General features: G+C 69.3%; 15 protein-coding genes. 11 read left to right on the plus strand and 4 right to left on the minus strand.

The window, feature by feature from the left end; genetic code table 11:
* The first annotated feature begins 76 nt into the window (after positions 1 to 76).
* From H8B22_RS14040 to H8B22_RS14055, 4 genes are all read left to right on the plus strand, one after another.
* Positions 77 to 1,489 (plus strand): pyridoxal phosphate-dependent decarboxylase family protein, encoded by a 1,413-nt coding sequence (locus tag H8B22_RS14040; protein WP_187712008.1) that lies wholly within the window; start codon positions 77 to 79, stop codon positions 1,487 to 1,489.
* 154 nt (positions 1,490 to 1,643) lie between these two features.
* The gene (locus tag H8B22_RS14045; protein WP_187712009.1) at positions 1,644 to 2,021 is read left to right on the plus strand and encodes a YciI family protein; all 378 of its coding nucleotides are present in this window, start codon (positions 1,644 to 1,646) and stop codon (positions 2,019 to 2,021) included.
* 87 nt (positions 2,022 to 2,108) lie between these two features.
* Positions 2,109 to 2,579, plus strand: a complete 471-nt coding sequence (locus H8B22_RS14050) for a PaaI family thioesterase (RefSeq protein ID WP_208456903.1) — start codon at positions 2,109 to 2,111, stop codon at positions 2,577 to 2,579.
* Positions 2,580 to 2,810: 231 nt separating this feature from the next.
* On the plus strand, positions 2,811 to 2,969 hold the full coding sequence (locus tag H8B22_RS14055) for a hypothetical protein (RefSeq protein ID WP_187712010.1): 159 nt from the start codon (positions 2,811 to 2,813) through the stop codon (positions 2,967 to 2,969).
* Between the two features lie 6 nt (positions 2,970 to 2,975).
* Here H8B22_RS14055 and H8B22_RS14060 read toward each other — a convergent pair whose 3' ends face one another.
* Both H8B22_RS14060 and H8B22_RS14065 read right to left on the minus strand, forming a co-directional pair.
* Positions 2,976 to 4,052 carry a tetratricopeptide repeat protein gene (locus H8B22_RS14060; RefSeq protein ID WP_187712011.1) on the minus strand — a complete coding sequence of 359 codons (1,077 nt, stop codon included), beginning with the start codon at positions 4,050 to 4,052 and terminating at the stop codon, positions 2,976 to 2,978.
* Between the two features lie 121 nt (positions 4,053 to 4,173).
* Positions 4,174 to 5,286: a hypothetical protein gene (locus tag H8B22_RS14065; RefSeq protein WP_187712012.1), complete on the minus strand. Its 1,113-nt coding sequence runs from the start codon at positions 5,284 to 5,286 to the stop codon at positions 4,174 to 4,176.
* A gap of 300 nt (positions 5,287 to 5,586) precedes the next feature.
* Here H8B22_RS14065 and H8B22_RS14070 point away from each other — a divergent pair, with 300 nt between their 5' ends.
* The 4 genes from H8B22_RS14070 (at position 5,587) to H8B22_RS14085 (ending at position 7,955) form a co-directional block, all read left to right on the plus strand.
* Positions 5,587 to 5,853 (plus strand): DksA/TraR family C4-type zinc finger protein, encoded by a 267-nt coding sequence (locus tag H8B22_RS14070; RefSeq protein ID WP_187712013.1) that lies wholly within the window; start codon positions 5,587 to 5,589, stop codon positions 5,851 to 5,853.
* Between the two features lie 39 nt (positions 5,854 to 5,892).
* Positions 5,893 to 6,678, plus strand: a complete 786-nt coding sequence (locus tag H8B22_RS14075) for a fused MFS/spermidine synthase (protein ID WP_187712014.1) — start codon at positions 5,893 to 5,895, stop codon at positions 6,676 to 6,678.
* Positions 6,679 to 6,848: 170 nt separating this feature from the next.
* Positions 6,849 to 7,328, plus strand: a complete 480-nt coding sequence (locus tag H8B22_RS14080) for a YbhB/YbcL family Raf kinase inhibitor-like protein (RefSeq protein WP_187712015.1) — start codon at positions 6,849 to 6,851, stop codon at positions 7,326 to 7,328.
* Between the two features lie 24 nt (positions 7,329 to 7,352).
* Positions 7,353 to 7,955, plus strand: coding sequence for an HD domain-containing protein (locus H8B22_RS14085; RefSeq protein WP_187712016.1), 603 nt, complete (start codon positions 7,353 to 7,355; stop codon positions 7,953 to 7,955).
* 6 nt (positions 7,956 to 7,961) lie between these two features.
* Here H8B22_RS14085 and H8B22_RS14090 read toward each other — a convergent pair whose 3' ends face one another.
* Positions 7,962 to 9,167 (minus strand): BaiN/RdsA family NAD(P)/FAD-dependent oxidoreductase, encoded by a 1,206-nt coding sequence (locus H8B22_RS14090; RefSeq protein WP_187712017.1) that lies wholly within the window; start codon positions 9,165 to 9,167, stop codon positions 7,962 to 7,964.
* 41 nt (positions 9,168 to 9,208) lie between these two features.
* Positions 9,209 to 9,688 (minus strand): VOC family protein, encoded by a 480-nt coding sequence (locus H8B22_RS14095; protein WP_187712018.1) that lies wholly within the window; start codon positions 9,686 to 9,688, stop codon positions 9,209 to 9,211.
* Positions 9,689 to 9,933: 245 nt separating this feature from the next.
* On the opposite strand from H8B22_RS14095, the gene H8B22_RS14100 reads away from it, so the two are divergent.
* The 3 genes from H8B22_RS14100 (at position 9,934) to H8B22_RS14110 (ending at position 12,353) form a co-directional block, all read left to right on the plus strand.
* Positions 9,934 to 10,338 carry a SpoIIAA family protein gene (locus tag H8B22_RS14100; protein WP_187712019.1) on the plus strand — a complete coding sequence of 135 codons (405 nt, stop codon included), beginning with the start codon at positions 9,934 to 9,936 and terminating at the stop codon, positions 10,336 to 10,338.
* Positions 10,339 to 10,390: 52 nt separating this feature from the next.
* Complete coding sequence (locus H8B22_RS14105) at positions 10,391 to 10,732, plus strand: zinc ribbon domain-containing protein YjdM (protein ID WP_187712020.1); 342 nt, start codon at positions 10,391 to 10,393, stop codon at positions 10,730 to 10,732.
* Between the two features lie 316 nt (positions 10,733 to 11,048).
* Positions 11,049 to 12,353 carry a DEAD/DEAH box helicase gene (locus H8B22_RS14110; RefSeq protein WP_187712021.1) on the plus strand — a complete coding sequence of 435 codons (1,305 nt, stop codon included), beginning with the start codon at positions 11,049 to 11,051 and terminating at the stop codon, positions 12,351 to 12,353.
* The last annotated feature ends 13 nt before the right edge of the window (positions 12,354 to 12,366 follow it).

The raw sequence follows: 12,366 nt of genomic DNA on the forward strand, positions 1-12,366 counted from the left end.
GCCGCCACCCGGCACTGCATGGCGGCGCGGGAAAGGGGCACACTCGCGTTCCGGCCTGCAGCCTTCGGGGGTGTCCATGAGCCACGATCGTTTCGATGTCGACGAGTTCACGCGCTGCCTCGACCGGGCGCACGCGCATGCCGGCGCGTACCTGCGCGCACTGCCGCAACGCCACGTCGGCGCGCAACTCGGCCGCGAGGAACTGATGGCGGCCCTGCGCGCGCCGCTGCCGGCGCACGGCGAGGACGCCGCGGCGGTGCTGGACCTGCTCGCGGCGCAGGCGCCGCAGGGCACCTCGGCCTGCGCATCGCCGCGCTACTTCGGCTTCGTGATCGGCGGTTCCTATCCGGTGGCGCTGGCCGCGGACTGGATGGTGTCGGCGTGGGACCAGAACGCCGGCATCCATGTGATCTCGCCGTTGGCGGCCGCTGCGGAAGAGATCGCCGCGCAGTGGTTGCTGGAACTGTTCGACCTGCCGCGCGAATCGGGCGTCGGTTTCGTCACCGGTTGCCAGATGGCGAACTTCACCTGCCTGGCGGCCGCGCGCCACGGCGTATTGCGCCAGGCCGGGTGGGACGTCGAGACCGAGGGCCTGTACGGCGCGCCGCGCGTGCACGTCGTCGCGTCGGCGGAGTCGCACATCACCATCGACGTGGCGATGCGCTACCTGGGCTTCGGCACGCGCGCACTGCATCGCGTCGAGTCCGATGCGCAGGGACGCATGCTGCCGGGGCGCCTGCGCGAGGTGCTCGAAACCCTGGAAGGCCCGGTGATTGTCTGCGCGCAGGCGGGCAACGTGAATACCGGCGCCTTCGACCCGTTGCGCGAGATCGGCGAAATCACGCGCACCCACGGCGCATGGCTGCACGTGGACGGCGCCTTCGGCCTGTGGGCGCGGGCGAGCGAATCCTTGCGTGCCGCGGCCGATGGCATCGAGCTGGCCGATTCGTGGGCCACCGATGCGCACAAGTGGCTCAACGTGCCCTACGACTGCGGCGTCGCCATCGTCCGCAGCGCGCAGGACCACCGCACGGCGATGACGTCCGTGGCCGCCTACCTGATCCAGACCGGTGGCCTCGAACGCGACGCGGTCGACTGGGTGCCGGAGTTCTCGCGCCGCGCGCGCGGGGTGCCGGTGTACGCGACGCTGCGCACGCTCGGGCGGGACGGCGTCGCCGCGCTGGTCGATCGCTGCTGCGACCGCGCGCGCCGGATGGCCGCGGCGCTCGGCGCGGAGCCGGGCGTGCGCATCCTCAACGACGTGGTGCTGAACCAGGTGCTGGTGCGCTTCGGCGACGACGATGACATCACGCGTGCGGTCGTGTCCGGAGTCCAGGCCGAAGGCACCTGCTGGCTGAGCGGTACCACCTGGCACGGCCTGGGCGCGATGCGCATTTCGGTGTCCAACTGGGCTACCTCCGAAGACGATGCCGCACGCAGCGTGGACGCGATCCTGCGGGTCTATCGCGCCGTGCGCGCCGCGAAGTAGCCGGCGCCCGCGCCGCGGCTGCCCGCACGGCCGGGCGGCGGAAAGAAATTCCAGGAACCGTGTCGATCCGGGCCGGCCTCGTTCGTCGCCTAGGCAAGGGCAGGCAAACCGCCTGTCCCGCCCAATCAGGGTTCACCAACGAAGGAGTCACCCCATGCGCTTTCTTTCCATGGTCCGGATCAAGCAGGGCAACACCCAGCAGCCCAGCGAGCAGCTCATGGCGGACATGGGCCGCCTGATCGACGAGATGACCAGGGCCGGCGTCCTGCTCGACACGGCTGGCTTGCGTCCCACGACGGAGGGCGTGCGCGTCCGGCTGCGCAACGGCAAGACCAGCGTGGTCGACGGTCCGTTCGCCGAAAGCAAGGAAGTGGTCGGCGGCTACGCCATGCTCAAGGCCGATTCGCTGGCAGAGGCGATCGCGCTGACCGAGCGCTTCCTGCTGGTGCACGGCACCGAGTGGGAGATCGAGTGCGAAGTCCGCCAGCTCGAGGAGCCCGACTTCGAGAACATGCGCTGCGCCACGGCCTGAGCTGCGCCTGCGCGAATCGGCGCGATCTGGAGCCGCCGGGGAGTCGTGCTGCTAGGCTGCGATTTCCTCCGGCTCCGGTTCCGCTGCATGGCCACCAGTTCCATGACGCCCAATCCCGCCTACGTGCAGGCCATCCGCGAACAGGTGCACGCCGCGCCGTATCCGCACCTGATCGGCATGACCATCGATGCGCTGGAATTCGACCGCTGCCGCATCGGGCTTGAACTGGGCGAGCGCCACCTGCAGCCGTTCGGCATCGTGCACGGTGGCGTGCTGGCCACGCTGATCGACACGGCGACGTTCTGGGCCGGCTTCATGCGCCTGCCGGAAGACGCCGGGCTGGTGAACGTCGACCTGAAACTCAACTACCTCAAGGCCGTCACCCGCGGCCACCTGCGCACCGAGGGCCGTTGCCTGCGCGCGGGCAAGCAATTGAGCTACACCGAAGCCAGCGTGTTCGACGCGCAGGACGAACTGGTCGCGCACGGAACCTCGACACTGATGGCGCTGCCGGGCAAGGGCCTGCGCCTGGGCGTGGCGAAGTTCCTGCCCGGGTGATCCGGCCCCGGGGATCTCGCCCGGATGGCCGCGCTGCATCGCTGAACGGGCATTCCATCGACCCGCGAAGTCGCGCCACCGCAGGCTGCGGCCTGTTCATCCTTCACGCGACGATCACGCCTAGACTGCAGCGCAAGCAGGGGTCCACATGGACATCAGAGCGTGGGACGACGATTCGGCGCCGGACGCCTGCGATCGCTCTCCGTCCTGACCGCCGCTCCGGAATTGCCCGTGCTTCGTCTCGATCTGCTTGTCGTCCTGATCCTCGCCGGCCTGATCGGCGCTGTCACCACTGCCGTTACCGGCCATTTCGAACCGCTGCCGCTGCTTGCGGGCGTGATCGTCGCCGGCGTGGTGCGCAGCCTGCGGCCGCTGCGACCGCGCACCTGACCGCGCTCAGTTCGACGACTGCTGCAGGTCCTGCAGCTGCGCGCGGTAGGCCGCGCGCACGGCGCCGTCGCTGAGTGCCTGCGCGCGCTTGAGGGCCTTCCCGGCACGCCGCGGATCGCCGTCCTTAAGGTAGGCGCGCGCCAGCGCCGAGTGGAAGCGATGCTCGTCCGGCTGCAGGCGGATCGCCTGCCGGTAATGGACGATCGCCTCGCCATAGGCGCCGTTGCGTTCGGCGTCGATGGCCAGCATGAATTGATGCAGCGGATCGCGCTGCTGCACGCGTGCCAGTCGCCGCCGGAAGTCGTTCTCGCGCTTCGCGTCGCCCCGGCGCATGCTCAAGCCGATCATGTTGAACAGGGCGCCGTCTTCCTCCGGATCCAGTACCAGTGCGCGCTGGTAGGCGCGTTCGGCGCCGTCGAGGTCGCCCATGCGCACGTGCAGCACGCCGGCGTTGCTCCACAGCGCCGCGTACGTTGGATCCTCGTCCAGCGCCATCGCCATCAGCTGCAGGCCGCCGGCGGGGTTCTGCCGTTCGAGCTCCTGCATGGCGAGGTTGTTGTAGTAGTGGGCGAGCAGGCGGCGTTCGCTGATCACGACGGGACGGTCGACCGCGATCAGCGTGTCGCCCGAGGTATCGATCGCCAGCTGGCGGCCGTTGATGCGGACGCGGACGTTGACGTGGTTGTTGCGGTAGATCGTGCCGGCTTCCTGCCGCCACGACAGCGTGTTGCGGATCTCCTGCGGCTGCGCCTGCAGGCCCGCTTCGCGGGCGAGGGCCAGGAAGAGCAGGGTGAACGACAGGCAGTTGGCGCGGTGCTGCACCCAGGTCTCGCCGACCGAATAGGTCGCGCCTTCATCGTAGGTGATGCCGAGCGCGTCCGCGTCCAGCATGAAGTGCAGCAGTTGCTCGAGGCGCTGGGCTTCGGACGCCGGCGTCGACAACACCTCGGCATGCAGGCGCTGGCGCAGTCCGGGCGGCAGCGCCAACACGGCGGCGGGTGGGGGCAGGGCGGTCGGGGTGGTAGTCACGTCGCCGCCGGGACTCGCGAGCGACAGCGCGGCCGCAAGGAACAGGGCGTACATGGCAGACCTCCACGCGCATGCAGCGGCAAAGTGGCCTGCAGCCAGTGTAGTCCCGGCGCCTTAAGCCGGCGTGCGCGCCGCCATTCCTTTGTTGGCGGCAGGCGTGGCGGGAGTTGCGGCCTCAGGGCGCGGCCAGCGCCAGCACGATCTCGAACACGATCAGCAGCACGATGGCCAGTTCCAGCAGCTCCGCCCGGCGGCTGGAGGCTTCGTCGTACAGCGCGGTGTAGGTGTCGCGGATGATCGCCAGCTTGCGGTCGACGGCGGCGCTCAGGCGCGGCACGCGGAACAGCTCCAGCGCCGCCCCGTAGATCCGGGCGAGGTACACGTCCTCGGTGACCTGCAGCGAGTTTTCCACCCGCTCGGTCAGCTGCGTGACTTCCGCGACCAGGCCGTACAGCCGCCGCGCCAGCCGCGCCGCGCGCCGCGAGGCCAGCAGCGACAGGCCGCCGCTGGCGTTCGCCACCAGGTCGTACATGGACACCAGTTCGGCATCCAGCAGCTCGTCGTAGTAGCGCATCTCCAGCAACTGCGCGTTGGCGACCTCGATGATGTCGATCACGTCGGAGTCGCGCCGCGGCTCGTACACGAACGCGCGGTCCCAGGTCAGCACGACCAGGTCGTCCTCGAAGTAGGAATACGCCTGCTCGGTGATCGCCGCCGCTTCCTGCGCCGACAGTCGCCGCGTTTCGCCGGACAGCAGCGCGGCGATATCGGCCTGCTCGCGGATGCGCACGCCGGTCATCGGCTCGGTGAAGGCGTGCACGACCGCGAACAGGTAGTCCTCCTCCAGGTGCTGCGCCGCGGGCCGGTGCAGGGCCGGGCCGATCACGTCGAGCACCGTGCGCAACGCGTCGCGCCAGACCGGCGAGCCTTCCGGCGTGGCGCGATCCAGCGCATTGAACTGGCGGGTGAATTCGGACCACGACAATTCGGCGGCCGGGATGCGCAGCGCGATCACGATCGCGCCGAAGTCGTAGACGCGCACGCTCAGTTCCGCGTCCGCCGCGATGCCGTCGAGTTCGATCCGCGCCGAGGGCAGGCGCAGCAGGGTCGGCGGCACGCCGAAAGTCAGTTCGTTGGCGGTCGCCGTGGCCAGCCGCGTGCGCCGGCCGGCCTGGCCCTGGTGGGCGAGCCACAACGCTTCGGCGCGGGCGAGGTCGATCTCGTTGGCGACATCCAGCAGGCGATGCGCGACCAGGGCGCCGGAGCGTATGTGCAGCGATGCGGGCATGGAGCCTCCGATGGCGGGCGCCGCCAGTGGAAGCCGGCTGCCGTTACGGAGACGTTACGCGCTCTTTTCATTCCGCCGGGTCATCCCCATAAACAAGAAGGCCCAGCGGCGAACGAGAGATGAATCTCGCGGCTGAGCCTTCCGTGCCGGGATGCGACGGTCCTCGGTCCGTCGTATGTCCCAGCCGTGCCGAGGCTAGCGCGGCGGATGTTATGGCGCGGTCAATCGCGCGCGTTCGCCGCCGTGAGGTTTCGCGGCGCAGCCGCTATCCTTGTCACACAGCTGTTCTGGAGAACTTCCATGGCCACTGGCTGGGCCGGCGATGGCGCCGTGCAGGACCAGATCGACGCGACCGTGAAGGACGCGATCAAGCGTGCCCGCAGTCAGTTGCCGACCGGGCCGGGGCTGAGCCATTGCGAGGAATGCGATGCCGAGATTCCCGAGGCGCGCCGCAAGGCGGTGCCCGGCGTCCGCCTGTGCATCGCGTGCCAGGAAATCCGCGACCGCGAGCAGGCCGGCGCCGCCGGCTACAACCGCCGCGGCAGCAAGGACAGCCAGCTCCGCTAAGCCGCTCCACCAGGCAGTACCACGAGGCGGAGCCCCTGCATGGAATCGATCGTCGAGCGCTGGCGCGCATGGCTGGCGAAGTGGTTAGGCGCGCGCCGCACGGAGGTGCCGCCGCACCTGCGCAAGCCACGGCTTCGCCGGCTGAAGCACACCCTGGAACTGCAGTTCGCCCATGGCGTGTCGCAGAGCGCGATGGTGGCGGCCGATCCGCAGCGACTGCTGGTCGATTACACCCGCACCATGCTCGGTGCGCTCCTGTTCGTGCCGCAGCCGCGACGGGTCGGCCTGGTCGGGCTCGGCGGCGGGTCGCAGGCGAAGTACTGCTTCCGCCACCTGCCCGACGCCCGCATCGAGGTGGTCGAGAACAACCCTCACGTGCTGGCGCTGCGGCGCCGGTTCCAGGTGCCGGACGACGACGCGCGGTTCCAGGTGCACCTGGACGACGGTGCGCGGTTCCTGCACGAACGCCGCGGCCGTTACGACCTGCTGCTGGTCGACGCCTACGACGAAACCGGCATTCCCGCCGCGCTGTCCACGCAGGCGTTCTACGACGATTGCCGCGACGCGCTGACCACGGCGGGGGCAATGGCGACCAACCTCTACTGCCGCGACGCCGCGATGCATGTCGAACGGTTGCAGCAGGCGTTCGGCGCCGAGCGCGTGCTGGTGGTCGAGGAGACACGCCAGAGCAACCGCGTCGCCTTCGCCTGGCGCGGCGATGCCGCCACCGCGCAGGCGATGTCGCTGTCGGCGACGGCGCAGCAGGATCTCGCGGCCGTGTTCGCGACCGTGGGCTCCGCCTTGCGTGCACAACGCACCGGATGAGCGATGCGGCTTGACCGCTCGTGCGCGGCGGCGGGCATAGAATGCGGTACTCCCCGAGGCGAGCGGCCATGCATCTGTGTTCGAGTGGCAGTTCTTCCCGCGGCGCGCTGACGCTCGTGCTGGCGCTCGCCACTGCCACGGCCGCCTGCAGCGAACCGAGGACGCCCGCCATGTCCATGCAACTCGAATCGCCGGCCTTTGCCAGCAACGGCGCCATTCCCTCTGTCCACACCTGCGACGGCCACGATGTGTCGCCGGCACTCGCCTGGTCCGGCGTGCCGGCGAACGCGCGCAGCCTGGTGCTGATCGTCGACGATCCCGATGCGCCCGATCCGGCTGCACCGCAGCGCACCTGGGTGCACTGGCTGCTCTACAACCTGCCGGTCGCGGCGCCGGGATTGCCGGAGGGCGTGCAGGCTGCGCAGCTTCCCGCCGGCACCCGCGCAGGTCGCAACGACTGGCAGCGCCCGGGCTACGGCGGGCCGTGCCCGCCGATCGGGCGGCACCGCTACTTCCACAAGCTGTATGCGCTCGACGTGGAACTGCCGGACCTGCACCAGCCCGACAAGGCCGCGCTGCTCAAGGCGATGGACGGGCATGTGCTGGCGCAGGCCGAGCTCATCGGCACCTACCAGCGCCCGGCGCGCTGAACCCCATCCTCACTGATTTTTCGAATGCCACCACTGCCGCTTCCCGCCGAACAACTCGCCGCCTTGCAGGCGGCGTATGCCACGCCGCCGCGCGCGTACCACAACTTTTCGCATGTCGAGGAAGTGCTGCGGCATTACCGGGACGTCGCCGACGGTCCCGGCTGGGAGCAAGCGGAGGAAGTGCGCCTCGCGGTGCTGTACCACGACGCGATCTACGAAGCCGGGCGCAAGGACAACGAGGCGCGTTCGGCGCAGTTGGCGGTCGAACACATCGACCGCTGGTGGCCGGGGCAGGACATCGATGCCGCCCGCGTGGCCGAACTCATCAACCTCACTGCGCGCCACGGCAGCCTGCAGCCGCAGGACGTGGACCGCGATGCCGCACTGTTCCTCGATTGCGACATGGCCATCCTCGCCGCGGAGCCCACGGTGTTTTCCGCCTACGACCGCGGCATCGCGGCCGAATACCGCGGCCACGTGCCGGCGTGGTTGTTCAAGCTCAACCGCCGCCGTTTCCTCAAGGCCCTGCTGGGCAAGGAGCGCATCTTCCTCAGCGACTGGTTCCACCAGCGCCTGGATGCGCAGGCGCGGATCAACCTGCGCCGCGCGGTCACCGAAAAGCGCTGAGCGCGCTCAGGCCGCCTGGCCCGCGGCGTGGCCGGACGCCCAGGCCCACTGGAAGTTGTAGCCGCCCAGCCAGCCGGTGACGTCGAGCACTTCGCCGATGAAATACAGGCCCGGCACCTGCTTGGATTGCAGGGTGGACGAAGACACGCCGTCGGTATCGACGCCGCCGAGCGTGACCTCGGCCGTGCGATAGCCCTCGGTGCCGCTGGCGACGAGCGGGAACGACTCGAGCAGGCCGGCCATCTCGCGCAACTGCGGTTCGTTGAACTGCTTCATCGGCCGGTTCGGCAGCCAGTGCTCGCACAGGCGCTGGGCGAAGCGCTTGGGCAGCAGGTCGCCGAGCACGGTCTTGAGTTCGGCGGCGGGGCGTTCGTGGCGCAGGCGTTGCAGCGTTTCGATCGCATCCATGCCCGGCAACAGGTCCAGGCGCAGGTCGTCGCCGGGTTGCCAGAACGAGGAGATCTGCAGGATCGCCGGCCCGCTCACGCCGCGGTGGGTGACCAGCAGGTAGTTGGAGAACGACTTGCGGTTGCAGCGCGCCTCCACCGGGAAGGCGACGCCGCTGAGGTCCTGCAGCCGCTCCTGGTGCTTGCCGCTGAGCGTGAGCGGCACCAGCCCCGCGCGCGTCGGCAGCAGTGCGTGCCCGAACTGGCGCGCCAGCTCGTAACCGAAACCGCTCGCGCCCATGCTGGGGATCGACAGGCCACCGCTCGCCACCACCAGCGCGGGTGCGGTGAACACGCCCCGGGTCGTATGCAGGTGGAAGCTGCCGCCATCGGCGTGGACCACGCGCTCGATGCTGCATGAGGTCTCGACGCGCACGCCGGCCGCGGCGCATTCGTCCAGCAGCATCTTCACGATCAGCTTGGACGACTCGTCGCAGAACAGCTGGCCGAGCTCCTTCTCGTGGTAGGCGATGCGATGGCGTTCGACCATCTCGATGAAGTGCGCCGGCGTGTAGCGGGCGAGGGCGGACTTGCAGAAGTGCGGGTTCGCCGACAGGTAGTTGGCCGGCGTCGCGCCCGTGTTGGTGAAGTTGCAGCGCCCGCCGCCGGACATGAGGATTTTCTTGCCGACGCGATTGGCGTGTTCGATCACCACGACGCGCTTGCCCAGCTGGCCCGCGCTGATCGCGCACATCAGGCCGGCCGCGCCGCCACCGATAATGAGGACGTCGACGGTGGCGGCGTTGGCAGGAACGTGGGCGGTCATGCAGGTCGATGCGGGAAACGACCTGCAATTCTACGGCCCGTTCAGGCGGCGGCTGCCTCGCGCAGCGCCTGCAGGTCGATCTTCTTCATCTGCAGCATGGCCTGCATCGCCTTGGGGTGCTGGATCAGCTGCGGCAGTTCGTTCGGCACCACCTGCCAGGACAGGCCGAAGCGGTCCTTCAACCAGCCGCATTGCTGTGCCGCCGGGTCGCCGCCCGCGGACAGGTGGTTCCAGTAGCGGTCGACCTCGGCCTGCGATTCGCAGTTGACGATGAAGGACACCGCTTCGCTGAACTTGAAATGCGGGCCGCCGTTCAAGGCCACGAAAGGCGTGCCGTCCAGTTCGAAGGCCACCGTCATCGCGGTGCCCTCGGGCATGCCCGAGGCCTGCGCCGCGGCCTTGTCGTAGCGGACGATCTTGCCGACCTTCGCGTTGTCGAAGACCTGCGCGTAGTAGTTCGCGGCTTCCTCGGCCTGGGTGTTGAACCAGAGGAACGGGGTGATGCGGTGCGCCTGGGCCATGGGGGTTCTCCTGTGGTGGAAGCGGACGTGCAAGCACTCGCGACGCCGTCGTCGCTGCGCTCATCGGGATGACGAGCGGGGCGGTGGCCATTCGACATCGCGAGCGGCGGCGAGAGTGCCGCCATGGCGGCCGCCGTGGTGAGGCGATGGCTGGCGGCTCCGTCCGCCCGGTGCAACCCGGGTTGGCACGAAACCTTCCGGCGCCGGGCACTGGCGTGTCCGCGCGCGAACGATGACCATGCCGCATGGCCGAGAAGCGGACCCATCCCGACTACACGCTGCAACTCGTCGAGCACGGCGACATGCTGGAAGTGCGGGTGAGCGGCGACATCGACGCGCAGCGCGTGCGCATCGCCTATTGGCGCGAGATCGCCGACGAGGCCAAGGCCCGCGGCCTGCGCAAGCTGCTGGTCACCGATCGCCGGAAGGGCGAGCCGGCCAAGCCGGCGGAACTGGCCGAGCTGGCCGCGCTGTTCCAGCACGAAGCGAAGCACTTCGACCGCGTGGCGGTGATCGAGCCCACGCCGGAATTCCTGCCGGCGATCGAATATGCGGAGATCTTCGGCCAAGGCATGGGCATCAACGTGCGCATCTTCAGCGAGCATCGCGAAGCCGAGCGCTGGTTGCGCTACGGCTCGCCGGACGACTGAGCGCGTCGCCGGCGTAGAATGCGCGCCCCACGTATACGTCCGGATCGCTCCCATGCCCACCGCGCCCGCCTGCCCGCAGTGCACCCTCGAGAACACCTACGCCGACGGCGCCAACTTCGTCTGTGCCGATTGCGGTTTCGAGTGGCCGATGGCGGGCGAGGGTGGCGAGGACGCGGGCGTCACGGTCCGCGACAGCAACGGCAACGCGCTGGCCAACGGCGACACCGTGGTCGTGATCAAGGACCTCAAAGTCAAAGGCTCGTCGATTCCGCTGAAGCAGGGCACGGTGATCCGCAACATCCGCCTGGTCGAGGACGATGCGGAGCACATCGAAGGCAACTCCGACAAGATCAAGGGCCTGGTGCTGAAGACGATCTACCTGCGCAAGGCGTGATCGCCGCTCCGGCCGCGGCGAGCCGCGCAGGCGGGGCTCGCGGCGCAGATGAACGGGGCGTTGGGCAAAAACTGGCGGTAACAGGCCGAGTCGCGTACAGTTCGCCCCGTTTCGCGCACGGCTGATCCGTTTTCCCAGGTAAGCCCGCCGCCCCGGCCCAGCCGGACTCCTTGCGGCCCATATCCCGTACGCCTTTCGTCGCGCAGACACGGTCCGGAGCTTCCGGCACCGTCAAAAAAGAACACTCGCAGCGCGGTCAAGGAAAGCTTCGAGTCTGCAGCCGATACGTCGGTTGCGATCCAACGGAGCTACAACCATGTCCTTCGAATCGCTCGGGCTTGCGCCCGCGCTGCTGCGCGCGCTGTCCGAAAACAACTACACCACGCCGACCCCGATCCAGGCCGAAGCCATCCCGCTGGCGCTCGCCGGCCGCGACGTCCTGGGCGGCGCCCAGACCGGCACCGGCAAGACCGCCGCGTTCGGCCTGCCGGTGCTCAACCGCCTCGCCAAGGCCACGCCGCCCAGCGGCCCGCGCAAGCCGCGCGCGCTGATCCTCACCCCGACCCGCGAACTCGCGCTGCAGGTCAGCGACAGCCTGCGCGGCTACGCCAAGCACCTGCGCCTGAACATCAGCGCGATCTACGGCGGCGCCGGCATGCAGCCGCAGGTCGACAACCTGCGCCGCGGCGTGGACGTGCTGGTCGCCTGCCCGGGCCGCCTGATCGACCACCTCGAGCGCGGCACAGCGCGCCTGGACAACATCGAAGTGCTGGTGCTCGACGAAGCCGACCGCATGCTCGACATGGGCTTCCTGCCGGCGATCAAGCGCATCCTCGGCAAGCTGCCGGCGCAGCGGCAGACGCTGCTGTTCTCGGCGACGTTCGAGGCGCGGATCAAGGCGCTGGCGCTGGAATTCATGCGCGATCCGCGCCAGGTCCAGATCGCCGCGCAGAACACCATCGCCGAAACCATCGCGCACCGCGCCCACCCGGTGGACGCCTCGCGCAAGCGCGACCTGCTGGTCGACATTCTGGCCAAGCGCCACACCGAGCAGGTGATGGTGTTCGGCAAGACCAAGCACGGCTGCAACCGCCTGGCCGAACAGCTGGAAACCGCCGGCCTCAGCGCCGCCGCGATCCACGGCAACAAGAGCCAGGCGCAGCGGCAGAAGGCGCTGGCCCAGTTCAAGGCCGGCAAGGTGCGCGTGCTAGTGGCGACGGACGTGGCCGCACGCGGCCTGGACATCGCCAACCTGCCGCTGGTGATCAACTACGACCTGCCGATGGTGGCCGAGGACTACGTGCACCGCATCGGTCGTACCGGCCGCAACGGCGCCAGCGGTGAAGCGCTGTCGCTGGTCGCGCCGGAAGAAGGCGGCCTGCTGCGCCAGGTGCAGAACATGCTCAAGGCCCCGGTCGAACTGGTGACGGTGGAAGGCTTCGAGCCGAGCCGGCCGATCCAGATGAACGCACCGCTGCCGAAGCATGGCAACCAGCGTCCGGCGCGTGGCCACCGCCCGCACGGCAAGCCCGCGCAGCGCCACGCCCACGCCGGCGGCCCGAAGCGCAACGGCAACAGCAGCGGCCGTGCTGCGGCCCCGCGCCGCGACAGCCGCGGCTGAAACGCGTCGGGTC

It is taken from the genome of Lysobacter terrestris, assembly GCF_014489475.1.
Taxonomy (GTDB): Bacteria; Pseudomonadota; Gammaproteobacteria; order Xanthomonadales; family Xanthomonadaceae; genus Agrilutibacter; species Agrilutibacter terrestris.